This is a genomic window from Metabacillus sp. SLBN-84 (assembly GCF_053629595.1).
In genome coordinates this window covers 2074726-2100865 of sequence record NZ_JBRJIP010000001.1, presented here as the reverse complement: position 1 = coordinate 2100865, position 26140 = coordinate 2074726, and the positions used below count along the sequence as shown (strand labels likewise).

At 44.0% G+C, this 26140-nt stretch carries 24 protein-coding genes; 5 read left to right on the top strand and 19 right to left on the bottom strand.

From position 1 onward, the window contains the following. Positions 1-164: 164 nt before the first annotated feature. Positions 165-1982: an oligoendopeptidase F gene (gene pepF, locus RKD52_RS10820; RefSeq protein ID WP_454099726.1), complete on the top strand. Its 1818-nt coding sequence runs from the start codon at positions 165-167 to the stop codon at positions 1980-1982. A gap of 40 nt (positions 1983-2022) precedes the next feature. Here the strand turns inward: pepF and recQ are convergent, their stop codons facing one another. From recQ to RKD52_RS10795, 5 genes are all read right to left on the bottom strand, one after another. Then, a complete protein-coding gene (gene recQ, locus RKD52_RS10815; protein WP_454099725.1) occupies positions 2023-4140 on the bottom strand; it encodes a DNA helicase RecQ in 2118 nt (705 codons plus the stop codon). A gap of 119 nt (positions 4141-4259) precedes the next feature. After that, positions 4260-4457 (bottom strand): cold-inducible protein YdjO-related protein, encoded by a 198-nt coding sequence (locus tag RKD52_RS10810; RefSeq protein WP_029280848.1) that lies wholly within the window; start codon positions 4455-4457, stop codon positions 4260-4262. Between the two features lie 256 nt (positions 4458-4713). After that, positions 4714-4923, bottom strand: coding sequence for a cold-inducible protein YdjO-related protein (locus RKD52_RS10805; RefSeq protein ID WP_029280847.1), 210 nt, complete (start codon positions 4921-4923; stop codon positions 4714-4716). Between the two features lie 123 nt (positions 4924-5046). After that, positions 5047-6156: an ATP-binding protein gene (locus RKD52_RS10800; RefSeq protein WP_454099724.1), complete on the bottom strand. Its 1110-nt coding sequence runs from the start codon at positions 6154-6156 to the stop codon at positions 5047-5049. Then, complete coding sequence (locus tag RKD52_RS10795; protein ID WP_454099723.1) at positions 6131-6823, bottom strand: cobalamin B12-binding domain-containing protein; 693 nt, start codon at positions 6821-6823, stop codon at positions 6131-6133. Before RKD52_RS10795 ends, RKD52_RS10800 begins: the two co-directional genes overlap by 26 nt. Before the next feature lie 226 nt (positions 6824-7049). Here RKD52_RS10795 and RKD52_RS10790 point away from each other — a divergent pair, with 226 nt between their 5' ends. Next, a complete protein-coding gene (locus RKD52_RS10790; RefSeq protein ID WP_454099722.1) occupies positions 7050-8240 on the top strand; it encodes an alanyl-tRNA editing protein in 1191 nt (396 codons plus the stop codon). Here the strand turns inward: RKD52_RS10790 and RKD52_RS10785 are convergent. The 9 genes from RKD52_RS10785 to RKD52_RS10745 all read right to left on the bottom strand — a co-directional run bounded on the left by RKD52_RS10785 (position 8237) and on the right by RKD52_RS10745 (position 17476). Beyond that, positions 8237-8974, bottom strand: coding sequence for an SDR family NAD(P)-dependent oxidoreductase (locus RKD52_RS10785; protein ID WP_454099721.1), 738 nt, complete (start codon positions 8972-8974; stop codon positions 8237-8239). The two genes, RKD52_RS10790 and RKD52_RS10785, sit on opposite strands and share 4 nt — an antisense overlap. Positions 8975-9142: 168 nt before the next feature. Continuing rightward, positions 9143-10150 (bottom strand): class I SAM-dependent methyltransferase, encoded by a 1008-nt coding sequence (locus RKD52_RS10780; RefSeq protein ID WP_454101195.1) that lies wholly within the window; start codon positions 10148-10150, stop codon positions 9143-9145. Then, on the bottom strand, positions 10150-11475 hold the full coding sequence (locus RKD52_RS10775) for an FAD-dependent oxidoreductase (protein ID WP_454099720.1): 1326 nt from the start codon (positions 11473-11475) through the stop codon (positions 10150-10152). The genes RKD52_RS10780 and RKD52_RS10775 overlap by 1 nt, the downstream gene beginning before the upstream one ends. Positions 11476-11775: 300 nt before the next feature. Further along, entirely contained in the window at positions 11776-12636 is an 861-nt protein-coding gene (locus RKD52_RS10770; RefSeq protein WP_454099719.1) for a GNAT family N-acetyltransferase, read from the bottom strand. A 102-nt stretch (positions 12637-12738) separates the two neighbouring features. Beyond that, entirely contained in the window at positions 12739-14178 is a 1440-nt protein-coding gene (locus RKD52_RS10765; protein ID WP_454099718.1) for a phospholipase D family protein, read from the bottom strand. Between the two features lie 112 nt (positions 14179-14290). Then, complete coding sequence (locus tag RKD52_RS10760; protein WP_454099717.1) at positions 14291-14782, bottom strand: YhcN/YlaJ family sporulation lipoprotein; 492 nt, start codon at positions 14780-14782, stop codon at positions 14291-14293. A 106-nt stretch (positions 14783-14888) separates the two neighbouring features. Next, on the bottom strand, positions 14889-15680 hold the full coding sequence (locus RKD52_RS10755) for an STAS domain-containing protein (RefSeq protein WP_454099716.1): 792 nt from the start codon (positions 15678-15680) through the stop codon (positions 14889-14891). A 143-nt stretch (positions 15681-15823) separates the two neighbouring features. Further along, positions 15824-16609: a glucose-1-dehydrogenase gene (locus tag RKD52_RS10750; protein WP_029280834.1), complete on the bottom strand. Its 786-nt coding sequence runs from the start codon at positions 16607-16609 to the stop codon at positions 15824-15826. Between the two features lie 15 nt (positions 16610-16624). Further along, a complete protein-coding gene (locus tag RKD52_RS10745; RefSeq protein WP_454101194.1) occupies positions 16625-17476 on the bottom strand; it encodes a GRP family sugar transporter in 852 nt (283 codons plus the stop codon). Positions 17477-17659: 183 nt separating this feature from the next. On the opposite strand from RKD52_RS10745, the gene RKD52_RS10740 reads away from it, so the two are divergent. Both RKD52_RS10740 and RKD52_RS10735 read left to right on the top strand, forming a co-directional pair. Then, complete coding sequence (locus tag RKD52_RS10740) at positions 17660-17863, top strand: hypothetical protein (RefSeq protein ID WP_454099715.1); 204 nt, start codon at positions 17660-17662, stop codon at positions 17861-17863. 212 nt (positions 17864-18075) lie between these two features. Then, positions 18076-19563 (top strand): aldehyde dehydrogenase family protein, encoded by a 1488-nt coding sequence (locus RKD52_RS10735; RefSeq protein ID WP_369733380.1) that lies wholly within the window; start codon positions 18076-18078, stop codon positions 19561-19563. Between the two features lie 121 nt (positions 19564-19684). Here the strand turns inward: RKD52_RS10735 and RKD52_RS10730 are convergent, their stop codons facing one another. After that, the gene (locus tag RKD52_RS10730) at positions 19685-19888 is read right to left on the bottom strand and encodes a DUF6501 family protein (protein WP_029280830.1); all 204 of its coding nucleotides are present in this window, start codon (positions 19886-19888) and stop codon (positions 19685-19687) included. Positions 19889-20005: 117 nt separating this feature from the next. On the opposite strand from RKD52_RS10730, the gene RKD52_RS10725 reads away from it, so the two are divergent. Beyond that, complete coding sequence (locus tag RKD52_RS10725) at positions 20006-21880, top strand: terpene cyclase/mutase family protein (protein WP_454099714.1); 1875 nt, start codon at positions 20006-20008, stop codon at positions 21878-21880. Positions 21881-21952: 72 nt separating this feature from the next. Here the strand turns inward: RKD52_RS10725 and RKD52_RS10720 are convergent, their stop codons facing one another. From RKD52_RS10720 to RKD52_RS10705, 4 genes are read right to left on the bottom strand one after another with little or no spacing between them, the layout of a single operon-like run. After that, complete coding sequence (locus RKD52_RS10720; protein ID WP_454099713.1) at positions 21953-22267, bottom strand: RNA polymerase alpha subunit C-terminal domain-containing protein; 315 nt, start codon at positions 22265-22267, stop codon at positions 21953-21955. A 29-nt stretch (positions 22268-22296) separates the two neighbouring features. Next, the gene (locus RKD52_RS10715) at positions 22297-23448 is read right to left on the bottom strand and encodes a GNAT family N-acetyltransferase (protein WP_454099712.1); all 1152 of its coding nucleotides are present in this window, start codon (positions 23446-23448) and stop codon (positions 22297-22299) included. Positions 23449-23465: 17 nt separating this feature from the next. Further along, a complete protein-coding gene (locus tag RKD52_RS10710; RefSeq protein ID WP_454099711.1) occupies positions 23466-24236 on the bottom strand; it encodes an SDR family oxidoreductase in 771 nt (256 codons plus the stop codon). A 15-nt stretch (positions 24237-24251) separates the two neighbouring features. Then, positions 24252-26039, bottom strand: a complete 1788-nt coding sequence (locus RKD52_RS10705; protein WP_454099710.1) for a S9 family peptidase — start codon at positions 26037-26039, stop codon at positions 24252-24254. Positions 26040-26140 lie beyond the last annotated feature (101 nt).

Here is a 26140-nt window from a genome sequence, read left to right as displayed (position 1 = left end):
CCTCCCTGTAGATTAATGTCATATTGCGTACATACCCTTAATGATTTCTTTATGAAACATCCTTTTTCCTTCTGTTTATTCAGAATAATCTGTTCATTTTTAAAAATAATCAGTATACTTATTTAGTAGCACGAAATAAGTTGATGGAAATTGGAGGAACCCATATGGAAAAAGTGATCGAAAAAAGATTATCCAGAACAGAAGTGCCGGAAGCACTGACTTGGAATCTGGAAGATTTATATGATTCTCAGGCTGACTGGGAAAAGGAACTCGCCGCAATCGAACATGATGCAGCTGAACTTGCAGCTTATAAGGGCACTCTGGGAAATTCAGCCGCCTCCCTTCTTGCCTGCCTTGAAGCAGAGGAACATCTGTCAAAAAAACTTGTCAGAGCGGGAACCTACATCAGCCTCCTTCAATCGGCAGATGGAACCTGCCCTGACAACCAGGCAAACTCCTCGCTGTTTGCAGCCTTGCTGTCAGGAGTACAGGGAAAAACATCCTTCATTGAGTCAGAACTTCTCAGCCTTCCGGAAGAAACAATTGAAGCTTTTATGAAAGAAGAAAACAGGCTCCAGCCATTTTCAAGAAAACTGCAGGAATTAGGCGAATTAAGACCCCATCGTCTTTCAGAAGAAACAGAAAGAGTTCTTGCTTCACTCGGAGAGATACACGGGGCACCGTACAAAATCTATCAGAATGCCAAGCTTGCAGATATGACATTTGAATCTGTCGAAGATGAAGACGGCAATCTGCTTTCGAATTCATTCGCTCTTTATGAAGACAGATATGAATTTTCATCTAATACATACGTGAGGAGAAAGGCATACGACTCGTTTGTTTCTACTCTTAAAAACTACAAAAACACAGTCGCATCCGCCTATGCGGCAGAAGTAAAAAAACAGGTAGCTTTAACACGTCTCAGAAACTATCCGTCTGTCACCGACATGCTGCTTAAACCTCAGCATGTCACAAATGAGATGTACCACAATCAGCTTGATATCATTCAGACAGAACTCGCACCTCATATGAGGAGATTCGCTGCGCTTAAAAAGCGCGTTCTGAAGCTTGATGAACTGCGCTTTTGCGACTTAAAGGCACCTCTTGACACTGAATTCAGCCCAAAAACAACCTATCAGGAAGCAAGCGACTTGATTCTTGAAGCACTTGAAGTGATGGGGCCTGAGTACACTCAGATTATGAAAAAAGCGCTGTCTGAGAGATGGGTCGATCTTGCTGATAACGTCGGAAAATCAACCGGCGCGTTCTGTTCAAGTCCATATGGCGTTCACCCTTATATTTTAATGACGTGGCAGGATACGATGAGAGGCGCTTTTGTGCTTGCCCATGAGCTTGGCCATGCAGGTCATTTCTACCTGGCCAATAAGCATCAGCGGATCATGAATACACGTCCTTCCACGTATTTCGTCGAGGCGCCGTCAACCCTTAATGAAATGCTGCTTGGAAGACACCTGCTGAAAAAGACTCAGGATAAGCGGATGAGAAGATGGGTGATCCTGCAGCTTCTCGGGACTTATTATCATAATTTTGTGACTCACCTTCTGGAAGGCGAATTTCAGCGCCGGGTTTATGACGCCGCTGAAAAAGGACAGCCAATTACAGCGAACATGCTTTCAAACCATAAAAGAGATGTCCTTTCCTCCTTCTGGGGAGATTCTGTCACACTTGATGAGGGGGCATCGCTTACATGGATGAGGCAGCCGCATTATTACATGGGCTTATATCCGTACACGTATTCGGCAGGATTGACAGCCTCAACACTTGTCTCTCAACTCATTGAGGATGAAGGAAAGCCTGCTGTCGACAGATGGTTGAACGTCCTGAAATCCGGCGGAAGCAAAAAACCGGTTGAGCTCCTTAAAGAAGCAGGCGTCGACATGACCAGCCCTGACTCAATCAGACAGGCAGTCGCTTATGCAGGTTCCCTGATTGAAGAACTTGAAGAAAGTTTTCTCTCTTAAATAGATCAAAAAAAAGCTGACTGGTGTCAGCTTTTTTTGATCATTGCACTTCTTTCATGCTCTCTCTTTTTACAATGGCAGCTTTAATCATAAAATAGGTCACATCACTTGGGAGACTTTCTTTTATAGGTTTCAGCACAGCTGTCCCGTGTTCGTTAATCGCCGCTTCTATCTCGCCAGCATATTCATCGGGCACCCAGCTTTCCGTGTCTATATCCAGACCTTCCTTCGCGCAGCGCAGCAGATGATTTTCAACTGTTAATGGCGACAAATCCCTTTTTCCGGCTATTTCTTTGACAGATAAGCCTTCCTGATAAAGCTTCAATGTATCAAGATGCGAAGATTCTTTCCGCTCTTTCTTTACTCGCACGGGCTCTTCTTTTTCAGGAAGATCCTTCAAAAAGGCTGAAATCGCATCTGTAAAAATACGGCCGTATTTTTGTTGTTTCACTTCTCCTACTCCCTGGACAGAGAGGAATGCTTCCGGCGTTTCCGGTTTCTGAAGACTCATATCCTTCAGCGTTTTATCTGAAAAGATGACAAACGGAGGAACATTTTCTTCTTCAGCCAGCTGCTTCCTTACAGCCTTGAGCACAAGGAAAAGCTCGTCATCAGGAGCCTTTTGAACAATCCGAGTTTGCTCTTTTCTAGTAACGGTTTCCAGGCCTTTTAAAACCTGCAGCCCCTTCTCCTCGATGATAAGCACCGGAAACTGTCCGCCTGTTATCGAAATATACTGTTCAGAGGTCAGAAAATCAATAAATTCACTGACTTCTTTTGCTGTTTTATGTTTCAGGATCCCGTAGGTGGACAGTTCATGAAAGTTAAAATCCCTGATTTTTTTGCTGGATGAACCAGTCAGCACCTGGCTGATCATCGTTTTCCCGAATTTCTGCCCCATGCGGATCATACAAGATAAAACCATTTGGGCTTCTTTTGATACATCCTCGCTTGTCCGCTCATCTTTGCAGTTGCTGCATTTTCCGCATGGCTCAGCTGCTTCGTCCCCGAAATAGGTCAGTATGTAGGATTGAAGACAGCCTTCCGTGTAGCAAAAATCACGCATTTGATGCAGTTTAACGAGCTCAGAATGCTGTCTTTCCTTATGAAAGGATGACTGATCGATCAAATAGCGCTGAACCTGAACATCTTGTGCAGAGAATAAAAGAATGCATTCACTTTCAAGCCCGTCACGGCCTGCCCTTCCCGCTTCCTGGTAGTAGCTTTCCATATTTTTCGGCATTTGAAAGTGGATGACATAGCGCACATTTGATTTATTGATGCCCATGCCGAATGCATTTGTTGCAATCATGACCTGAACGTCGTCATTTAGAAATAGATCCTGGGCAATGCTCCTATTTGCATCGCTCATTCCTCCATGATATTTCCCCGCTCTGATGCCCTTCTTTAGGAGACGTTCATACAGCTGATCTGCAACCTTTCGAGTGGCCGTATAAATAATGCCTGTATCTTCACTGCGGCCGGCAATGTACTTCTCTAAAAAGGGAAGCCTGTCCCCGTCTCTGCTTACGCGAAACGAAAGGTTTTCTCTTTCAAATCCAGTTACAGTAGTATGCTCACTCAATATGCCGAGAGTGCTGCAGATGTCTTCCCTTACCTGAGGTGTGGCGGTTGCAGTCAGCGCAAGAAAAACAGGGTTTGAAGGAAGGGATGTTTTCAAATCCGTTATTTTTAAATAGCTTGGGCGGAAATCATGGCCCCACTGAGAAATACAATGAGCTTCGTCTACAGCGACAAGCGAAACGTCCATCGACGCGAGCTGCTCCATAAAAACCGGCGATTCGAGCCTTTCAGGAGCAATATAAAGAATGGTATAGAGGCCATTTTTTAAGTCTGCAAGCCTTGATGATGTTTCCGAATGGGATAGGGTGCTGTTCAGGAAGGTCGCTTTAATGCCTGCTTGTTCAAGTGAATCAACTTGATCTTTCATTAAGGAGATAAGCGGAGAAATGACGAGGGTAATTCCCGGCAGGATCAGAGCCGGAATCTGGTAGCAGATCGACTTTCCGCCTCCAGTGGGCATAATGCCTGCTGCATGCCTTCCATTAAGGACATTTGTAATGATTTCTTCCTGTCCCGGCCTGAATGCGGAATAGCCGAAATAATGCTTCAAGTGTTCTTTTGCCTGATCTAGCACCTTAAACTCACTCCAGTTAACGTTTTTTCTTATTATTTTACATGGGATCATTCTTTCTGGCTATGAAATTGGTGAAAATCAACTTTTGCTGAAATAAAAAAAACTCCGTTATGGAGTTCTTAATATTTTTTATGGTTATTAATGACTTCAAGTTCTTTCGTGCTTGATTTCATTTCGCTCTTGCAAAGCGGGCAGACCGGAATCTCGCTTTCGCTGCTTTTGAAGTTGTCTCTGACCCATCCTTTACAGCTGTCTGATGTGCAGATCCACACCTTCGTTTCTTCGGTAATAATTTCTTCAGGCTTTTTCCTGTACATTCATGACTCTCCTCTCTGATCTTATCAATGTTTACAGAAAATCATAAACGTGATGACAAAAAAAAATTCACTGCTTATAAAAAGTACCCTTGACGTGATGACTCTTTATACCCAGTGAATAGCGTCTTTTCATTATAACAAATTTTTGCAGTTTTCGTCAACAGACCATCTTGCTGCAGCTCTGCTTTCGTGCAAGATAAACTGCCTGCCTGACCTTTACCAAAAGTAATAGGCTGCCGTTAAAGGCAGCCTGCACTTATTTACTGAAAGGATTATAATCCATTTTAATTTGAGGAAGTTCACGCACTTCTTCTGCCATCGTGCTTCCGCACATCGGACATGACAGATCTTCCGTTGAAAAATCTTTTCTCATCCAGCCGTTGCAGGACTCGGATTCGCAAGCGTATACAGTTGTATCTTCGATGATCGTAACGGGCTCTTCAGCACCCTTTTTAGCAAAGTACATGCGCATAACTCCTTTTTTTAACTAGTATACGCTTAAAATAGAATTTTATTTCTTTTTTTGACTGATCATGCACTTTGTTTTGTTGTGCGAAAAAACCGGATTGCGGCGCAATCCGGTTTTTGCTTATTTAACAGGCAGGGTAATGCTGAAAGCAGATCCATACCCTTCCTCGCTGATGACATCAATATTCCCGTTATTGGCTTTGACGATTTCCATGCAGACAGAGAGTCCGATGCCGGTTCCCTGTTCTTTTGTAGTAAAGAAAGGTTTAAAAAGAGAATTAAGGGTATCCTGGTTCATGCCGATTCCGTTATCTTTCACCTGAATCACAATTTTGCCGCTGTCAAGCCTCGTCGTAATAGATATGTTACCGCTTTTTTTCTGCTTGCTGATCTGAATAGCTTCCATTGCATTTCGCATCATGTTCAGGAGTACTTGCTTCATCTGTTTAATATCAACATGCAGATAGACTTCCTCATCAATGATGCTGCACGTTAATTCACAATTTGCCAGTATCGCTTCGCTTTTGCAGATCAGGACAATATCATTGAGAAGTTTGCTCAATAGCACAGGCTGTTTCGATTCTATCGGCGCTTTTGAATTATTAAGAAATTCATAGATAATCTCATTTGCGCGGTTCAGTTCTTCCAGGGCAACGTCCGCATAGTGTCCTTTTCCAATCTCAATTAAATGAGGCTTAAGGAGCTGCAGAAAACCTTTCACGCTCGTGAGCGGATTTCGGATTTCATGGGCGATGCTTGCAGCTATCTGGCCTACCGTTGCCAGACTGTCCTGCTTGATGGCTATTTCCTTCATTTGCTGAAGGGACTTTTCGAGCTGTTCCTGTTTTTCAAGAAGATTCAGGTTCGCATACAGCAAATCACCTTCAAGCGTTTTGACTGCCTGATAAATCTGATCTACACTTTCCTCTTTGTCTATGCAGAAAATATGAATGAAATTTTTCCCTTCATATTGAATATAGACATCAAAAAGTGTCATCGGATTTGACTTTGTTTTTAAATTCAGCTCTATTTTCGTAATCGACGGCGTGTCGAGAATAAATTTAGCCGCTTTTTTCTTGCTTCCGATCCCTACAACATCAAGAAAGTTTAATTCTTCATCGAAAATCGTAAACGTGCATCTTGATACTGAAACAATATTCAGCTTTCTGTCCACCAGAAAGTAAGGAAATGGGATTTTGTCATATTTACTTGCGATTAATTGCATTTCCATGGCGTTCAGTCCTTGAATTAGTATTTTGAAGCCAGCTTTTAAGCTGAACTATGTTTTGAATCACCACGGTGTTTGGAGGGCAGTAATAATCGACATCAAAATCACTTGTCTGTTTTCCTCCAAGCATGACAGTTGGAGAAAAAGTCAGATTCTGCAATTGCGAGACGTATTCAATAACCGCTGGAATATTTGAAACAAGACTAGTTGTGAAGGCAATCACATCAGGCTTCCAGCGTTCGGCATACTGGCAAATGTAATCAATGGTCACATTGGATTCGATGCAGCATGCTTCCCAGCCAAATTCTCTAAACAAGAATGAAGTCATAATGCTTCCGACCGCATGATCTTCATTTCTCATAGAAAGCAGCATAACACGCGGCTTAACTGCTGCAGGCAGTGATAAAAAGGAGTTTGTATGTATTTTTTCGACTTTTTGGTAGTAATAGGTTGCAATCATCGATTTGCAGACAGCCGCTGCAACATATTCATCTGCTACTGTTGCGCGATTCATCTCCCAGAGTTCCAGTACATTGTCCATAGTATCTGATAAAAAGCCATACACCTCAGTGCTTGTCGTATCCGTTTCAAGCAGACTGTTCAATAAGCTCCACGAAAGGCCAAGTTCCCCATCAATAAACAATTGACTCATTTCTTCTACGGGATTCATTATAAATCACCTACCAATCGTTTGTATGTTTTTATCAGCCTAAGGACAGCGGAAAAAGGGATTGCGCAATATGAGATTGTTAGGTTAAGCGTAACACATAACGTGTTAAGTAGATACAACAATTCCTTCGTAAAGCTAATTTTTCTGAAATCTTAACAATCTTTACGCAAAATCACTCCGCTTTTGATAGAATGTAAGACATTCCACGATGAAAGGACTAACGCTTATGACTGAAAAACTCTATTATACTTCCCCAAAAACATTTGAATGGCAGACAGAGATTGTCCGCTTCACAAAAATAAACGGTCAAAGAGCTGTTATCCTCAAAGAGACTGCTTTTTATCCCGAAGGCGGCGGCCAGCCTTCAGATAGCGGAACGATTGGAACGATTCCAGTTCTTGATTTAATAGAAGTAGAGAATGAACTTTACCATATAGTTTCTGAATACCCTGAAGGCATGTCTGTAAACTGCCTGCTTGACGCCGCCCGCAGAATGGATCACATGCAGCATCACTCAGGACAGCACCTTCTGTCGGCAGTCTGCCTTGAGCTGTACGGTTATGAAACTGAAAGCTTCCATCTTGGTGCAGAGACCGTCACAATCGATCTGAATACACCGCACCTATCTGAAGATCAAATGACCGAAATTGAAAACAAAGCCAATCACTATATTTTTGAAAATCGAAAGATCCATACCTTTTTTGCCGGTGCAGATGACCTTAAAAACCTGCCGTTAAGAAAGATTCCGGACGTGGATGGACCCCTTCGCATTGTACAGATCGACGGAATCGATACCTCAGCGTGCTGCGGTACACACACCGCAGGTACAGGTGAAATCGGCCTGATGAAGCTGATAAAAACGGAAAAGCAAAAAGGCAGGATCAGACTTCATTTTAAATGCGGCATACGAGCCCTGTCAGAGTTTCAGGAAGTACATAAACTTGTTAAACGTACAGCGCGCTTTTTTCAATCATCACAGGAAGAAATCCCTGAGCAGCTCCATTCAATCAATCAAGAACTGAAGCAGATTAATAAAGAACTGGAATTTTTGAAAACTGAGAATACTTTACTGCTTACAGAAAAAATAAACACTGACCAGCCTGGAAAACTGGCAGCAGTCCTAAAAGAAAGGGCATCACTGAAAGATCTTCAATTACTGGCAGCAAAATTCCATGGTAGCGGAAAAGAATTTGTTCTGCTTGGCTCTATGAGTGAGCATGCTGTTTTATTCAGTCAACAAAACAGCATCCATGCCGGCAATACCATTAGAGAGTGCCTGAAAGATTTCAGCGGCAAAGGCGGAGGAAGCGAAAAACTGGCGCAGGCCAAATTAGCAGACGTCAGCGAAACTGAAGCGTTCTTTCAAGCTGTGAAAATGGAAATCGACAGAATGACAGAAAAACATCTGCGTGATTAAATGCCAAATGTGTTCCCGCCATTCACTGTAATCGTTTGTCCCGTTATATAGGCTGAATCATCTGACGCAAGAAAGGCAACTGTCCTCGCAAGCTCCTCAGGTGTTCCCATCCTATTCAGGGGAACGCCTGATTGATAGGCAGCGATATCCTTTGCACCTACATCACGATGACGCTCTACCGGAATAAAGCCCGGATTGACTAAATTAACCCGGATACCGTATTCTCCGAGTTCACTTGCCCATGACCGGGTCATCCCCAGCATGGCTGATTTTGCTGTAACATAACTGGAAAAATGCGAGTTTCCAAGAGCTATGACTTCACTGCCTATGTTTATGACTGAACCGTTTCTTTTTTGCTTCATTCCAGGAAGGACCTCTTTAAGCAGAAGGAGCGGAGCTTTCACAAAGAAAACAAGCTGGTCTTCGTAGTCTTTCCATGTTGCCTCTTCCAAGGACAGCTCCGGCTGGGGACCTGTGGCATTATTAACCAGAATGTCATACGTCCTTTCTGCGGCTGCCTTTTTAATCCCTTGCTCGGAAGTAAGATCTCCCTGGGCAAGAAATGCTTTGCCCCCCTGCTCTCTTATCTGTGAAAGCACATCCAGCGCCTGCTGCTCAGACGATGAATAATTTATGTAAACCTCAGCTCCCTGGCGAGCGAGCTCCATAGCAATAGCTTTTCCCAGACCCCGGGAAGCTCCTGTTACAAGTGCTGCCTTATTCGCTAATTTCATAAAAAACCTCCAAATAAAATGGTCACTAATATGTATGATAAGTGGTAATCACATCCAATCCCAAGTATAATCTCAAAAACTATTAGTATCAATCAATATCGCTTGCATCCTCTCGGTTCGATAAAAAAGGCCAACTTTAAAGCAGTTGGCCTTTTTAAACGAACATATTTAGTCGGCTTTTGTGCCCGCATGATTGACCAGAGTGGCAAAATACCAGCCGCCTTCACGAATGATTGGTTTCAGGCTTTGAAGTTTCATGCCGGACTGTTTTGCAAGAGCATCCAGTTCTCTTTTTGTGGGAAGAGCGTACAAATTATCAAAAGCGGTAAAAAAACTATTAAAGACACTTGAAAATTGCTTTCCATGCTTTGGCTTTCGAATTGGCGTTATAATCGTAATCATTCCATTTGCAGAAAGAGAGCTGCTTAATCTGCTGATGACTTTCGGACGTTTTTCTGGAGAGAGATAGTGAAGCAGATTATTCATCATGATCAGGTCTGCTTTATTTTCGGGCGACCATTCTTCAATATCCATACAATCAATTGAAATGTTTTTAAGCTCACTGCATCGATTGGCCGCTTCCTCAGCCACTTCCTTGTTCACTTCAACACCTGTTAATTTTAAACCTGGAAACGACTTGGACAGCTTCTGCATGTAGCCCCCATGTCCGCAGCCTACATCCACAACCGTATGGATGCTGTTTTTCTTTAGAATCTGCACAAGCTTAGGATAAGCAAGCTGTTCCAGCATAGCAGAGGTTTCTGCAACAGTCGCTCCGTGCTGTTTGTGATCAAAGGTCTGGCGTTCGTCTGTTTTCATAATGGACGGGTATGTCAAAAGCGCGGGGATGTGCAGCTCCATCATTTCTTTCAGCAAAATGCCGACAGACTTTGGATCACGTTTGCTGTCAGGCAGCATAAAGCTTCTTGAGGTTTTAAATTTATTTCTTGAAACCTTTTTAAGGTACTTAATAGAGACCCCAACTTCCACCCAGCGTTCAAGAATCTCTGTTTCTAATGAATGACTGGCTGCAACCTCTTCGATCGTTTTTGGAGATTTAAAAATTTCAAACAGATCAAGTTCATACCCGACATATGCGTGCCAGCTGTATAAAAACGGCAAATTCTTCTTCATCCAGCTTCTCGCTTTGTAAAGCCTTACATATTCAGCAATCATCAACGGCTGTACCTCCCTTTCGCTTCCCACGGATAATCATTTTCATACGTGAACATGTAGCGGGTATGCAAAAATTCAATATTCTGGATCGATCTCGCCGGCATCAGGCCGATCTGAATCAGCCTGTCCACAAACGATTCCTTCCATATTCCAAGCCCCGAAATATTAAGCATTTGCTTTGTATGAAGCTTTTCATCATCTGTCATCTGTTTGAGGCTTCTGTTTCTGAGTGAACCAAAGTACCTGAAAGGCTTTGAATACGCTAGCGCGGACAGGTGGCTGAGGCTTAAAATAAAATCCACCCTTGACTTGCGGACTTTTTCATACCACTTTAAATTATCCTGACTGAGTTCATTATGCCTGTACATCCAGCACAGCAGTTCGCCGAGCACATCTCCGTCCTGTATGGCAAGATTCATGCCTTCCCCTGCCATCGGATGCACGCTGTGCGCAGAATCTCCGAGAATCGCCATGTTCCCCGACACATATGAATCTGCGTGGAAATGAACGGGAATCATCAGCTGGATCTTCTTCCACTCCGTAAGTTCGGTCACATAGCCATCAAGTTCAGGACACAAGTCGATATACTTCTTGTGAAAATGTTCAATGCCTTTTGCCTTAAGGGACTGATAGGCACCTGACTGAATGAGGTAGACCGTTCTGACTTCATTGTCAGGAAGGGGAAAGAGTCCGAGAAAAGCATGAGGTGTAGAGATGATTTTTCCTTCCGTCATGTCAGCCGGCCTTTTGAATGTGACGGTTAAAAAGTGATGATCATATTCATGCTCATTCAGGCTGACATTCATCGCTTTTCTGACGCTTGATTTTCTTCCTTCAGCACCGATAAAATAATCTGCCTGAATTTCCACTTCCTCTTTTCCCATTGATACAATCGCTGTTGAATCATCACTGAATGCCTTGAATCGCGCGGGCTGTATGTAATGGAAAGAAGGAAACTTTTTGGCTTCTTCAAGCAGGAGTTCCTTTAATTTTTCATGGGGGATCATCAAAGCAAAATTGAACTTGCTCTCAATGATTCCGTAACGCATTACAGCTGATCCAAGCAATCTATATGAACCTTTCTTACGTTTCATTTCATTCATTTCAATTTCATTGATCCGGTGTCCTGATCTTAGAACAGGCTCTGATAAACCGAGAGCGTCAAAGATTTCAAGACTTTTCGGCTGAAGCAGCTCCCCTTTATACAAATGCGGGGAGCCTTTTGTCTGTTCTACCACGCAGACATCTACCCCGCACTTGGCAAGCTTTAAAGCAGCGGTCAACCCTCCAACTCCCCCGCCAATGACTAAAACCTGTGTTTTCATCCTCCCACCGCCTTTCACCTTTCATTTCCACATTTGGGAAACATTGAAACCATGGAATGCGCCAGAAAAGCGGAGCCGACTGTTCAGGCCTGGCAGGCAGATAGGGAAGCGCGTTATTGGCACTTTGAATATGGATGCATTTCACTAAAATGGTACCCTCTATTTTTGCAACAACAATTTATAGGAATCCATTTTACTGCTGGCATCCGGGGATACACTGGGCATCGTTCCACACCAACAAAAAAAACCCAAGACTGCTGTTTAGAAGCAGTCTTGAGTATAAAAGTGAACCGGGAACATTTAAACTGCCCCTTGATTTGAAAATGAAATCATCACAGAATCCTGGATCGGCTTGTAGCCTATTTTCTGATAGATGCTGTTTGACGTAGGATTTGATAAGTCTGTATATAGAGTGCAGAATGAATAATCCTTCAAGAGCTCACTGCTGAGTGCGGACACGCAGCTGCTCGCATATCCTCTTCCCCTGAATTTTTCCGGAGTGTATACAAGGGATACCGTTATGCCGTTTTGAGTTGACCGCGATTTTTTTGCCATCGAAACAGGTATTCCGTCAACCGACCAGATGTAAATAGAGTCCTCAGCGAGAAATTTCTTCATTCTTTCTGCTGCCTGTAGAGTCGTGATAGGGGGCTCATTTGTAAACGTCATAAAGTCCGCCATCCACTCTGTTAAAAGCGGCAGGTGTTCAAGTTTTGCTTTTTGAAAGGTCCCTTCACTGACAGCGACAGGCTGCACCTCATGAAGCTGATAGATTTTTTGCTCCATCACAATGTCGGCTCTAATCCCCGCCTGTTCGGCCCACTCTTTGGCAAATCTTTCTGTCCAGTACCTCTCACCGACAGCACCCGGCACAGAAACCCCTGCTGATATCAGCTGTCTGACCATTTCAGCAATCAACGTTTCACTGATTAGTTCGTTATTATATGTAAGAATTAAATTGTGAGGGGGCGTCATAAGCAGCGCTGCCGCAGGTGCCCCTTCTGTTTCCATCAGAGCGGTATATACGTCTGAAGCCGGAACCGTCTTTTTAAAAACAGACAGGAGTCCCAGCGCCAAATTATTTTCCGCTTCCTGCTTCATAAGCAGCGGTTCTGATTTTTCAATGTACGTGCGACGGTCTTTGTATTCTTTAAGCATCATCCATTATCACCTCTAATCTTTGTATTAGATTCACCCCCTCACTTTCCCTTTAAAATAATTATTTTTTTCGCAAAAAAAAAACTCCGAGGCAAATCCCGGAGTTTAGAAGGTTGTAAACCTGAAAAATTTCTGCAGAGCATATATGCCCCTTTTGAATACCGGCATGTCATCTCTGTATTTTTCAACATTCAGGGTATATTCAGCTCCGTCATTCGTCCAGAGTTTTGTGAAATACGCTTCGACTTCTTTCATAACGTCCTCATCCTGAGGGGCGGTAATTTTCAAGTCGTTCTCAAGATTAAGGTCATCAAGGTTCCGTTTGGTGAAATTCGCCGAACCGCTGATGATCGTGGATTCATTTTTCCCTTTAATATAAAGAAGCTTCGGATGATACTGTTCATTTGTTGTGTTATACCATCTGATTTTCGCTTTCTTTTTCGTATCTTCCATCAATTCTTCAGCAACCGGACGGTTAGGCAGGCCTATTTTCTCCTGGCCGAAAGCATTTTGATTCGGATCAAGAATCATATTCACCTCAACACCGCGGTTAGATGCGTCAACGAGTGAGTTGATCACTTTTCTGTCAGCTAAATAAAACATTCCCATCCAGATGACATCCTGTTTTTCTGCAGCCCTGATCGACGACAGCAAATGCTCGTAAATTTTCCCTTCAGTCAGCACCTGCACGCCGATATTCCCTTTCTCATTTTCCGTTTCAGTGTACTCAGGAAGTTTGGGTCCGCCGGAGTAGTCCGATACAGCCTGTTCAGATTCGAGCACGTCTGCAATGACATTTCCGCTTACCTGAAAAGCAGTATTGGAATGAAACCCGCTTGCATCGTGAGGATTAGCGGATGAGACAATGGCTGTCTTCTCCGTAGCGACTGCTTTTCTGTGATTTGCCTTTACATTAAAAAGCTTTAAATAAGACCTTACCGTCATACCAGGGGCAGTATCCCCAAACGGATTGGCCACCCAGCCTTTTCCTGACTGGCCGAACCACTGAAAAAACGTTCTCCAGACACTGGAATACAGCGGATTAGAATCTCGCAGAGGCTCCATATCCGACAGAACGACATCTATGCCTGCATCCTTAAAAGCTTCAAGCTCCTTTGATTCGTGTGACCCGTATGAGGTATTGATTTCGTCTGTAATAAAGACAATCGGCATGTCAGGGTTTTCTTTCTTTTTTTGAAGCAGCGCCTCCGTCAGCTGAGCACTGATATCGGGATAGGATTCTCCCTTGTTGTAATAGCCGTTAAACAAAAATAAGTCAATCACAACAAATTCTTCAGCTTCATCAATCGCTTTAAGCACAGCATCAAATATCATCCGATCTGATTTGACCCTGTTTTCTTTCTGATACGTCAGGTCATATAAAAAATCGACATCCTCCACCTTGCGTACTTCCCCTTCATATGAAAGACCTTCGGGAAGAGGCTTATAGCTTTGATACATAACAGTACCTGTTAAAATAATAAAAATTAGCAGGATGACAAACAGGCGTTTCTTTTTATAGCCTGCAAACGAAAACCTTGACAATAAAACTCCCCCTACAACAGAATAATGGCTTTCTTTATATCCCCTGTTTCATTGATATAAAAACCTTTATCAAAAAAATAGACCGCAGACTGGCTGCGGCCCGTACAATTAGTTATTTCGACTGGGGAAACATACGCTTCACCATTTCACCGAACTCATCTGCCAGTCCTGAAACCGGTTCGCCGTTTCGGATTTTATCGCCGTAGTCTTTTACACGGTCAAAAAAGTCAGGATTTTCCGAAACAAACACATTGTCCAAATTGCGGTCTGTTGATCGTACCTGATCAGCTACTCTGTTCTTTAATTCATCAGACAGTTTGCCTTTAGGATTTCCCTCAAGCATAACTGCTGCATAAGCCGTATTATCAAGAACAATGACATTCGCATATTTGATTTCTTCTAAATCTGCCACTTTTTTTGCAGCATCGTCAGCTACATTCATGCGGTTATCGCGGTTTTCATTCGTTTGTTCATCATAAGTGACATTCTTAAGCTCATTGTTCATGATGTTGTCGTTTTCACGTGCGTTATTATCCATTCCACAGCCGGCGGCAATCAAAACAGAGAAAAAAATGGCTGTTCCTGTCATTAGAAACTTATTCATTCAGCATGCCTCCCAAATTTTTATTCCCTTTATTTTCTGCAATTGAGAACTGATTATGCAGGATGAACAAAAATACTTGTGGGAGACAATGAGAAAATCAGCCCCATCAAGAAGGCTGGCTCGTGATTTTTTGAAGTGCGTACCCTTTTTCTTTCCAGATATAAAAAATCCCCTGCTTAAATGACTGAAACGTTTTTACATTCAAAATATAGCCCTGATGAGTGATATGCTGCACAAGCTTTGGGTTCATCCCTGCAAAGATGGATACGGTCCCCATAAGCCGCAGGCCTTCTGCGATTTGATTAAGATGAAAAGCAATTGTTTCATCAAATGTCTCGCTAATGCCTGTAAAGTCAAAAATCATATATTCAGCTCTCCGCTCGGCGGCTTCCTTCAGGATCTTCTCTTTCATTTTTTCCATTCTTTCTTCTGTCAGGGTTCCTGTCAGAGCGATCAAAAGAGCAGAGTCGAGTGCGGTGCCGATGATTGGCGTATACATTTCCTCAAGCAGCGCTTTTCCCTCTTCTATCACATCTTCATATTCTGTTACATCACGCCACGTCAGGACAAATCCTGTCTGTTCCCCTTGAAGATTGCTCAGTTTGTCCACAACGATTTTAGCTGTGAACCGGTTAAACAGCCTGATCTGGGCACTGTGCGGAAACGGACCGTTTTTTAGGATGTCATTTTGTTTTTTCCCGTGAAAGCGCCGGATATCAAACCCGATAAATGCTTCCGGATCAGTAATTCCTGCAAGCGGCCCCACTTTTGACAGAATCTCTTTTGCAGCATGATTCATCCAGATGATGCGGTACTCATCATCTGCAAAAATAAGCCCTTCCCCTATCCGGTCCAGCAGAGAATAAACATTCATATCCTCTAAAATCGATGAACTCATCTTCACTTGCCTCTTCCCCCTAGAAGACTATTTTTCTGTATGTATTCCACAATTATATCCTTTTCCACCATTTTGAAAAGAATAAACGTGCTGAGGGGTCAGTCCCGCTGTGCGTTAATGCACAGCGGGGACTGACCCCTCCTTTATCCTTTTCCAGCCTGAAAGCTCGGGTATTTTGTCATTCCGCCGTCTGCATAGAGGGTGATTCCTGTTACGTAGCTTGCCTCTGATGAAGCAAGGAATGCCACACATGCAGCGATTTCTTCCGGTTTGCCGATGTATCCCATTGGGATGAGGTCAATGACATCTTTTTTAATCTCAGGATCCGCAAATTTTTCTGCATTGATTGGTGTATCTATTGCTCCCGGCGCGATATTGTTGACGCGGATGCCGGATGAAGCATATTCGAGTGCAAGGGTTTCAGTTAAAAGCTTGATTCCGCCTTTGCTTGCTGCATAGTGGGCAAAATGTGGCCAGGGAATCTGCTGATGCACAGATGACATATTGATGACAGAGCCTTTAATGTTATGATCAAGCATATGCCTGATCGCTTCTCTGCTTCCTAAAAAGCATCCTGTCAGGTTTGTCTGTATGACTTTATTCCAGTTTTCAAGGCTCAGTTCTTCAGTGGGAATCTCAGCCTGTATTCCTGCGTTATTGACCATTATATCAAGTGTGCCGTAAGTATCCACTGCAAACTGGACAATACGCTTCACATCATGCTCCTGTGAGACGTCACCCTGGATTTTTGAAGCTTCACCGCCGTTTGCCTTGATCTCTTCGATGACAAGGTCGGGCTTATCGTCTTCTGTTAAGTAGTTGACAACGACTTTTACGCCCTCTTTTGCAAAGCGCTGTGCAATGGCTTTTCCAAGTCCGGATGAAGCACCGGTAACAGCAGCAACTTTTCCTTTTAAGCTTTCATACATTCAGCATTCCTCCATTTACCTTTTTGTATAGCCAAGCAGCACTCCGCCTCCGATAATCAGCACACAGCCGATAATAACGAGCACAATCTGTTTTTTTGTCTTTTTTTCACCAAGCAGAAAGATTCCGCCCAGTGTTGAAATGATGATACCTGTCTGGGATAAAGAAAAGCTTGTCGCAACTCCGATTTTCGGAAGGGAGAGAAGCAGCCCCAGGTTTCCTGCCGCCCACATTAATCCTGTCAGAATGTTCCGCAGTGCATATTTATCAAAAGGCTTATGTCTCGCGGTAAGAATAATAGCGGCAAGCACCATCCCAATCGCCTGCGGCAAAATGGCTGCCCAGCCGTCAATCTCAAAGTAGCGGATAATAATAACGTAGCCGATGTACCCGATTGAGGAAATAAACAGAATGAATAGTCCACGCTTCAGGCTCTTTCCGGCTCCTTCTTCATTCTTCTGGCCAATGGATGTAAACACTACTCCTGTAATGATGAGGAGGATGGCTAGGCTTCCAAGGATAACCGTCATTTTTGTATCCCATTCTTTAAAAAGCAGAACGCCGAACAGTGTCGTCCCCATAAGCTGCATGCCTGTTGAGATCGGCACGGTTTTGGATACGCCGATATGCTTGACACTGGCAAGCTGATTCAGCTGCCCGACCGTCCAGAAAATACCCGAGATAATTCCGATTGACCATACAACCGGAGTGAGATCAGGATTTGAAAAAAAGAACATAACAACCGAAAACAAAAACGCTCCTATTGTAATACCAAGTGTTTGGCTGTATGCATTACCGCCAAGTTTTACACTAACAAGCACAAGACTTCCCCACGCAACGGCGGGAATTAAAGCAAGCAAAATTCCAATCATGATGATATCCCTTTCTACTATGTAGTCGTGCAGCTATTTGGACATTTGAAAGTATTATTTCCCCTTATGCAGAAAATAACACAGCCTGCCTTAGTTCATTCCACTAATAAGAAAGATTGAAACAGCATGTTTATAAATAGCGCCGCTTTTTTATACTGGATAGAAAAAGGAGGGTCATATATGGAAGATGTTTTTGCTGAATACGGTGTGTGGGATCTCTATCTTAGAGACAGATACCCTCTTGAAAAATCCGGGATACTCAAAGATGCTGAAGAAGATGAGCTCAGAGGCTTCTTTGAAACGTTTGAGTACGAATCATATGAACAGTTTTCAACCCTCTTTCCGCTCTATTTATTTCTCAGAAAGAAGAACCGGCAATTTTGATAAGATGCCGGTTCTTCTATTTATTTATAACTTTCAAACTCAAAAAAATTCGAATACAAAACCCTTATTTATTGTAAATTTTGAATTTTTGATATATTATTCTATTTGTAACCGCTTACACAACAGCAGGCAATGACCTGCATCTTGTTGGCGGGTCTTCAGCACGATTTTCTACATAGGTTTTCACCACAAATATTTAGGAGGCTGATGAAATGAGTCAAGCTACACTGAAGGCTGGAGAAAAACTGGAGAAATTTCTGCAGGGAAACAAAAAGCTGTTTATAAACGGGGAATTTGTAGAAAGCGTTTCTAAAAAGACATTTAATACACCTAACCCGGCAACCGGTGAAACGCTTGCTTCCGTGTATGAAGGAGATAAAGCCGACATCGATCTTGCTGTTAAAGCCGCAAGAAAAGCATTTGACAGCGGTCCATGGTCAAAAATGAGCGCGGCTGAGCGCAGCCGATTAATGTACAAGCTTGCTGATCTCATGGAAGCCAATAAAGAAGAGCTGGCCCAGCTTGAAACACTCGATAACGGGAAACCGATTAATGAAACAACTAACGCTGATGTTCCGCTCGCGATTGAGCATATGCGCTATTATGCCGGCTGGTCAACAAAAATTGTCGGACAGACGATTCCTGTCAGCGGTCAATATTTCAACTATACAAGACATGAGGCATTAGGGGTTGTCGGACAGATCATCCCGTGGAATTTCCCGCTGCTCATGGCGATGTGGAAGCTTGGTGCTGCTCTTGCAACCGGATGTACAGTGGTCCTGAAGCCTGCTGAACAAACACCGCTTTCTGCCTTGTATCTGGCAGAGCTCATTGCAGAAGCCGGCTTCCCTGAAGGTGTTGTGAATATTGTACCTGGATTCGGCGAGACTGCAGGAGATGCTCTTGTCATGCATCCTGATGTTGATAAGATTGCCTTCACTGGATCGACCCCTGTCGGAAAAATGATCATGGAAAAAGCGGCAAAATCCTTAAAGCGCGTTACACTTGAGCTTGGAGGGAAATCTCCAAACATCATTCTTCCGGATGCTGACCTGTCAGCAGCGGTTCCAGGTGCGCTGACTGGCGTTATGTTTAACCAGGGACAAGTCTGCTGCGCAGGATCCCGCGTCTTTATTCAGAAAAAACATTATGATAATGTCGTGGCAGATATGGTGTCGCACGCGAAAAACATCCGTCAGGGAGCAGGAATCGAGCCGGAAACGCAAATCGGGCCGCTCGTATCTGACGAACAGCAGAACCGCGTGCTGAACTACATCCAGCGCGGCGTCGAAGAAGGAGCCGAAATCCTGACCGGCGGAAGCTCGCCATCTGAAAATGGATACTTTGTATCCCCAACGATCTTCTCTGCCGTGAAAGATGAAATGACGATTGCAAGAGAAGAGATTTTCGGTCCGGTTATCGCTGCTATGCCTTATGATGATCTTGATGAAGTGATCAACCGTGCCAACCAGAGCGAATACGGCCTGGCAGCAGGACTCTGGACGCGCGACATTGCAAACGCGCATTATGTGGCAGGCAAACTGAAAGCCGGAACGGTCTGGGTTAACTGCTACAACGCATTTGATGCCGCTTCTCCTTTTGGAGGCTACAAACAATCCGGTCTTGGACGGGAAATGGGCTCGTATGCACTTGATAATTATACTGAAGTAAAGAGTGTCTGGATCAATCTGCAGCGTTAATGCTTTCATCCTCCCCTGCCCGCTTGAGGCCATTTTGCCTCAGCGGGCAGTTTTTTATTTTGCACTCAAGTTAAAAGCCAATAAAAAAACACCGCCTGATCAAGCCAGACGGTGCTGCTTCTTACTTTTCCTCGAAATAATCTTTGTAAAAACCGCTTACTTTCCCATTATTGTCGATCACAAAGTAAAATTCTTCTGTTTCATTTTTCACTTCATATGTATTTCCCGCCGTTAACACTCTGTTGACCATATACTTCTCGGCATTTGTATGTTTGCAGGTAACCGTTTTGATTGTTTCTCTGTTAAGCCAGTCCTGATGAATCATCCGTGATTCTCCTTTGCGCATTTTGACCTCATTATACTATAGAAATGTAAGTGCCGCCACCCGCTGAGTAATAACCTTCACTTCCCCGAATAGACTGGTGAAGATGAGGTGAAACATGTGAACCTATTTAGACGGACAGAAGATGAAGTACAAAAGCGGATTGCAGAACTCAGAGGCGTTCAAAGGACGGATGGTTCCTTTCGCTACTGTTTTGAGGGCGGACCTATGACTGATGCTTTTATGATTATTACGCTCAGATCCCTTGGAGATCAGGATGAACAGCTGATAGAAAAACTTGTCCGAAGGCTTATAAAGATTCAATCTCATGACGGGGTATGGAGACTGTATGAGGATGAAAAGGAAGGAAATCTGACAGCAACTGTTCAGGCCTACACGGCGCTTGTTATTTCAGGGCACTTTACCGCTGCAAGCCCTGAACTTCAGCGTGCAGAAACATTCATTCTCGCAAACGGCGGCCTGTCTGACGTTCATTTTATGACAAAATGGATGCTTGCAGTCAACGGTCTTTATCCGTGGCCGAAGCGATTCAGGTTTCCGCTGTCATATTTGCTGCTCCCGGCATCTTCCCCCTTCAGTATGTACCAGTTAAGTTCTTATGCAAGAATTCATTTTATGCCGATGATTCTCGCCATGAATAAAAAGTATATTCATAAGGGACTTGAAACAGCTGACTTTTCACACCTTTATGCATCTAAACCCAAATCAATCGACTGGCTGTCCCTTCAACGTGATGAGCGGTCCCGTCCAAATCTTTTCCTGCAGATGATCCGCTCTATCGCAGCCTATCCAGCCTATCTTCACAAATCAGGATATCAGGCAGCAGAAAGATACATCCTTGACCGGGTTGAAGCAGACGGAACCCTTTTCAGCTATGCAAGCGCCACTTTTTTTATGATTTACGGATTGCTTGCCACCGGATATAAAGAGCAATCGTCGCAAATCCAGCGTGCCATATCAGGATTAAAATCACTAATTTATGAACAGGACGGCCTTGCCACTCTTGAAAACTCGACATCTACTCTATGGGACACAGCCCTTCTCAGCTACAGCCTTCAAGCTTCTGGTGTAAGCTGCCGGGATCCGATGATTGCTGCGGCTTCTCGTTTCTTGCTGAAAAGACAGCACGCCAAAAAAGCTGACTGGGCAGTTCATAATTCTAAATCAGAAGCTGGCGGATGGGGATTTTCTGACATCAACACCAATCATCCTGATAACGATGACACCGCAGCAGCTCTCCGGGCCTTAACACCTGCAGCGGTATATGATCCCATCATGTTTTCCAGCTGGAACAGAGGAACCTCCTGGCTGCTTTCCATGCAAAACCGTGACGGAGGTTTTGCTGCATTTGAAAAAAATACGGACAGTGCCTTGGCTGCCATGCTTCCTCTTGAAAATGCAGGCGATGCTGCAGCCGATCCTTCTACAGCAGATCTCACAGGGCGCGTGCTTGAATACTTGGGATCGTTTGCCGGACTTAAAAAAAATCATCCCTCAGCAAAAGCTGCAATCAACTGGCTCAAAAGCAATCAGGAAAAAGACGGTTCCTGGTATGGACGCTGGGGAGTCTGCTACATTTACGGCACATGGGCAGCCATTACAGGAATGAGAGCTGCAGGTGTATCTACTAACAACGCCTCCATTCAGAAGGCCGTGGCCTGGCTGCTCAGCATTCAAAATGAGGATGGAGGATTTGGAGAATCCTGCAGAAGCTGCGAGGTTAAATCCTATGTGTCTCTTGGGTACAGCACACCATCTCAAACTGCGTGGGCACTTGATGCCCTTCTCACCGTTCTCGATAAAGAGCATGAGGCCGTTCAGCTTGCCGTGAACCGTCTGCTGCTGCCATTTGATCAACAAAGCGATGAACATCCAACCGGAATCGGTCTGCCAAAACAATTTTACATTCGCTATCACAGCTATGGCAGAATTTTTCCGCTGCTTGCTTTAAGTCGTTACCTGAAAATGAATTAGAAAAGGAGCCTTTTCCTTAAGGCTCCTCTTTTGCACGCTGCTTACGCTGTCAGACTTCACTTGACCTATATGTTATTTCGTACTCTTAAATGATAAACCAGCCTCTTCCAAAGCGGCTCTTAACTTTGGAATTGTACTCGGACCCACTCCATGCAGTTTCAAAATATCCGATTCACTATACTCTGACAGGCGCTGAAGTGAGGTAATATTGTTCCGTTCGAGAGCTCTTCTGGCAGGTGCACCTATCTTTGAAAGAAAATCACTCTCAATCTCTCTCTCCGATTCGCACACAGGGCAAATTGGGCAATCCGAGCTTTTAACATAATTGTGGCCATTTTTACAAGTCCTCAATGTTTTATCCGCCAGCGTCGTTGACCTTCTTTTCATGAGAATCCTTTATTACAGAGTCGTGCCTGTTAAAAGAAATCATAGAAAAACGATTTTCTCTCCGGAATCAGCCGTTCGAGACGGATTGCAGCCTCTTCACTGCCTTCCATTTCCCCAATTTCATATAAATCCGACGGCCGCTTATATCCAAGTAATGCTGCTGTCAGCGCATTAATGGAAAGGCTGATTTCGCCTTTCTCAGCGTCTGTTTTCGTCACGTTTCCATCGCTGATCTCGTACGTCCCATTATTCCACGGAGCATGTTCATCCTTGATCGTAAGGACTGTGCGTTCTTGTGAAGCAAATTCATAGTCTTTTAAAAAGGCTTCAGCATCTACAATTCTTGCCATAAAGTAAGGAGTCACTTCTGCTTTGATTCTTGGCTCTTTTAATGAATAGAAAAGAGGATCGCTTTCAAACGTGGTGATTTCAAGGTCTTTGATCATCGAGTCATGCTGGCAGATAAAATTCCATAAACCCGTTCTCGCTGAAGGTGTCAGCGGAACAAACTCTTCCACGGTCATTTTGGAATCCTTCACTTCATATAGGAGATACCCTTCTGCCGTACCGCTTTCATTGTAATAGACTGCTGCATAGGTATCTTCGCTGTATATGGATTGCTGCCACCATCTCGTTTCCCTTTTCAGCATGCCTGAAAATCTCGAAGCAAACTGATCATAAACCTTCTCAATTTCTTCGGAATGACCATCCTTTCCGGCATGACGCTTTACAGTTCCAGGAACCTGTTTTTTCATGACAAGACTCTCAGATTTTAAAGATGCTTTTAAATGGCTGCTGAAAAGTTCCCACCCGTATTTCCGGTAAAAAGGAACAGAAAAGGGATGAAGCATGGAAATCGTACAGCCTTCATTTTTCATCGTTTCCAGCAGATCCGTCAGCATTTCCCGGACAAACCCGCTTCTGCGGTATTCAGGATATGTCGCTACACCGGCGACTCCGCCCATTTTTACTGTCCGTCCTCCGATATACACCTCTAAAGGCAGCAAATGAAGCTTTGCTGCAAGCTCTTCTCCTGAAAAAACACCATACAGCTGATGATGTTTATCCATCAAATCCAGCCGTTCTTCCACCTTCTCCTCAGGTACTTTGTACTGAAAAGCATATTCTGATAGTTTCATTGCTTCTTTGTAATGCTCTTTTGTCAGTTTCACGACTGTCATCTTGATAGTCCCCTCTTTCATGATCGGATAAATCCGCCTTCTGAATGTATCGTCTGGCCGGTGATCCACTCGCTTTGCTCACTTGCCAAAAAGGCAATAAGCCTGGCAGCATCCTCAGGCTTGCCGATTCTCCCCGCCGGAAATTTCAAAAGCAGAGAAGCCTTTATTTCATCCGTCATCCAGCCAGTATCTGTCGGACCGGGATTCACGGCATTGACTGTGATCCCCTTATGGCCGATTTCAGCTGCCAGCGTTTTTGTCATGTCTGGTATACATGCTTTTGTTGCCGCATAAGCAAGCTCACCGGGCATCGGGCCAAGCGACTGTCCGGAAGTGAGGGTGATCACTCTTCCTCCCCGTCCTCTTGTAAATCTCTTCGCAAACTCGGTGCTCAGCATGATTGGAGCCCGCACATTTAGTAGATAGTGACGATCCAGAATAGCAGATGTAAGTGTTTCTGCATCGCTATAGACAGAATAGGCTGCATTGTTAATAAGAACGGCAGCCTCGCCAAGCGTTCTCTCCGCCTTGTCAAACAGCATGGAAAAAGATGCTGGATCTGTTAAATCAAGCTCCATGCTGGCGCAGCGGACTCCCTTTTGAACGATGCTCTCTTCCAGTTTTTCTATGTCTTCCTTCAAAGAACCCCACGGCTGCTCGGAATCATAGGGTCTGTAGTAAGTAAAAAAGATATCGATGCCTGCCTCAGCAAGCTCAACGCATATGGCTGCCCCGATGCCTGATTGTCTGCTTGCTCCGGTGACAATCGCCATTTTTCTGTTATTCATTCCTACACCTGCTTTTTAGAGATGCTGATTCAAGAAATCAGCAATTGCTTTGTATACAAGAATCTCATTTTCTTTTTTTGAAAATCCATGTCCTTCGTTTTCAAGCACTATATATTCTGTCTTTCTTCCTTTTTGCCGCAATGCTTCTACAATCTTATCAGACTCTGCTTTGACAACACGGGGATCGTTTGCCCCTTGGATCACGAGCATCGGCTTTGTCATGCCGTCAATATGAGTAATCGGTGAAAAATCAATCAGTTTTTCACGGTCGCGTTCAGGATTGCCTACCCACTGATCCATTGCCGGCTTCCAGAATTCCGGTACACTCTCAATAAACGAAAAAAGATCGCTCGGCCCGAAAATATCCACTACCGCTTTGAAGTAGTCAGCGTGACGTCCGTGCAGCAGCAGAGCCATATAGCCGCCATAGCTTCCGCCCATCAGAAAGATTTTCTCTTTATCAGCAAGCCCTTCCCCAATCAGCCAGTCAATTCCGGCCGTCATGTCAAATCGTGGCCCATTTCCCCAGTCTCCTTCAACCAATTTTGAAAAAGAAAGGCCATATCGTGTTGATCCTCTGAAATTGGGTGCAAAAATGCTGTAGCCGCTTTTCAGAAGATATTGAAACAAAGCCCTGAATGCATTGGTCTCAGCAGATTGAGGACCGCCATGAGGCCAGATAATCATGTGGTGGTTGCTTACTTCAGAATGTGCCCTGTAAAGAGAAGCTTCAATGGCCATCCCGTCGAAAGAAGGATATGTTACGGTCTCCGGATTTACCAGATCCTCCGGTGAGAGTCCAGGCACACCGTGATTGGTTACTTGCTGCCATGAGTGTGACGGTGTTCTGCTGAAGATATTCAGCGGCATAATGGCAGACTGTCCAAGTAGGAAGAGCTTGCCTTCCTTTGTGATTTGCAGTTTGCTGATGCGGTCGGCAGGTACGTTAAGCTGCTCATAGGACTGATCCGACAGATCAAAGCTATAGAGCTCATCCTTGACCCCTTTTTCTGCAATAATATAAAATTTGCCGGAAAAAGAATCATATTTCAGAGTACTGAAGTCTTTGCCTTCAAGCTGCAGAACCTTTGCAAAACTCTTTGACGGAAGGTGAAACTTTGCCAGATAGGAAAAGTCTGATTCATAGTTCGTCAGAAAATAGAGGTCATCCTCTGATATGTATACAGCATCATTCTGCGTGTAAGAGACTTCGCTTTCCGGTGCAGCTAGTATGTTTTCTCCGTCTTTTCCAACATAGAGGAGAGATGACGTATTGCTGAAATTCTTTATAAAGGCAAAGCTTGTTTCTTGCGGTGACACAGCAAGCAAATAAATGGGCGCATCTGTGCCCTTGAGCATCAGTTCCTCTTTTCCGCTATCAATTTCATAGCGGTATACTGCAAGGTTTTTTTCATGGCCATTTTTAGTTGATGTGTAATACAGCGATTTTTCGTCCTTTGAAAAAAACGGCTGCATATGGCGTTCGCCTTCAGCCAGACGCAGCGGGCTCTGGGCACCTCCCTTTTTGGACAAGGCATAAAGCTGCGTATTTTCATCCCCGTCCCTGTCAAAGCCTGCAAGGATAAAATCCGCCCGGCTGTTATAAGCCAGACTGCCGCATGCCTGATTTACGGTTGTCAGAGGATATGGATAGTGGTTTGGAAGATCCATCGCCCACAGATTGTAATGGCCTCCGATATTTGTACTGAAAACGAGCTGATTGCCATCAGGTGAAACGATGAAATCCTGAATGGACAGCACGTTCAAAAATTGCTCGACATCCGGCTGATTAAAAGTAATCATTATGTACACCCCTCAAAAAATCATTTCGTGTTCTTATTCGACAAAAAGAAATAAATTCCTTCATCGTATTAGTGCAAAATAATTTTATTATGTAAACTTAA

Coding starts and splice junctions, on each gene's coding strand:
- RKD52_RS10780 (WP_454101195.1), bottom strand. CDS start 10,150: ATGATTGCTGAATATGTAAGGCTTTACAAAGCGAGAAGCTGGATGAAG.
- RKD52_RS10805 (WP_029280847.1), bottom strand. CDS start 4,923: ATGTACTTTGCTAAAAAGGGTGCTGAAGAGCCCGTTACGATCATCGAA.
- RKD52_RS10800 (WP_454099724.1), bottom strand. CDS start 6,156: ATGGAAATGCAATTAATCGCAAGTAAATATGACAAAATCCCATTTCCT.
- RKD52_RS10810 (WP_029280848.1), bottom strand. CDS start 4,457: ATGTACAGGAAAAAGCCTGAAGAAATTATTACCGAAGAAACGAAGGTG.
- RKD52_RS10710 (WP_454099711.1), bottom strand. CDS start 24,236: ATGAATAACAGAAAAATGGCGATTGTCACCGGAGCAAGCAGACAATCA.
- pepF (WP_454099726.1), top strand. CDS start 165: ATGGAAAAAGTGATCGAAAAAAGATTATCCAGAACAGAAGTGCCGGAA.
- RKD52_RS10715 (WP_454099712.1), bottom strand. CDS start 23,448: ATGACAGTCGTGAAACTGACAAAAGAGCATTACAAAGAAGCAATGAAA.
- RKD52_RS10750 (WP_029280834.1), bottom strand. CDS start 16,609: ATGTATGAAAGCTTAAAAGGAAAAGTTGCTGCTGTTACCGGTGCTTCA.
- RKD52_RS10735 (WP_369733380.1), top strand. CDS start 18,076: ATGAGTCAAGCTACACTGAAGGCTGGAGAAAAACTGGAGAAATTTCTG.
- RKD52_RS10705 (WP_454099710.1), bottom strand. CDS start 26,039: ATGATTACTTTTAATCAGCCGGATGTCGAGCAATTTTTGAACGTGCTG.
- RKD52_RS10795 (WP_454099723.1), bottom strand. CDS start 6,823: ATGAATCCCGTAGAAGAAATGAGTCAATTGTTTATTGATGGGGAACTT.
- RKD52_RS10720 (WP_454099713.1), bottom strand. CDS start 22,267: ATGAAAAGAAGGTCAACGACGCTGGCGGATAAAACATTGAGGACTTGT.
- RKD52_RS10755 (WP_454099716.1), bottom strand. CDS start 15,680: ATGAGTTCATCGATTTTAGAGGATATGAATGTTTATTCTCTGCTGGAC.
- RKD52_RS10760 (WP_454099717.1), bottom strand. CDS start 14,782: ATGAATAAGTTTCTAATGACAGGAACAGCCATTTTTTTCTCTGTTTTG.
- RKD52_RS10770 (WP_454099719.1), bottom strand. CDS start 12,636: ATGATGCTTAAAGAATACAAAGACCGTCGCACGTACATTGAAAAATCA.
- RKD52_RS10740 (WP_454099715.1), top strand. CDS start 17,660: ATGGAAGATGTTTTTGCTGAATACGGTGTGTGGGATCTCTATCTTAGA.
- RKD52_RS10790 (WP_454099722.1), top strand. CDS start 7,050: ATGACTGAAAAACTCTATTATACTTCCCCAAAAACATTTGAATGGCAG.
- RKD52_RS10785 (WP_454099721.1), bottom strand. CDS start 8,974: ATGAAATTAGCGAATAAGGCAGCACTTGTAACAGGAGCTTCCCGGGGT.
- RKD52_RS10730 (WP_029280830.1), bottom strand. CDS start 19,888: ATGATTCATCAGGACTGGCTTAACAGAGAAACAATCAAAACGGTTACC.
- RKD52_RS10775 (WP_454099720.1), bottom strand. CDS start 11,475: ATGAAAACACAGGTTTTAGTCATTGGCGGGGGAGTTGGAGGGTTGACC.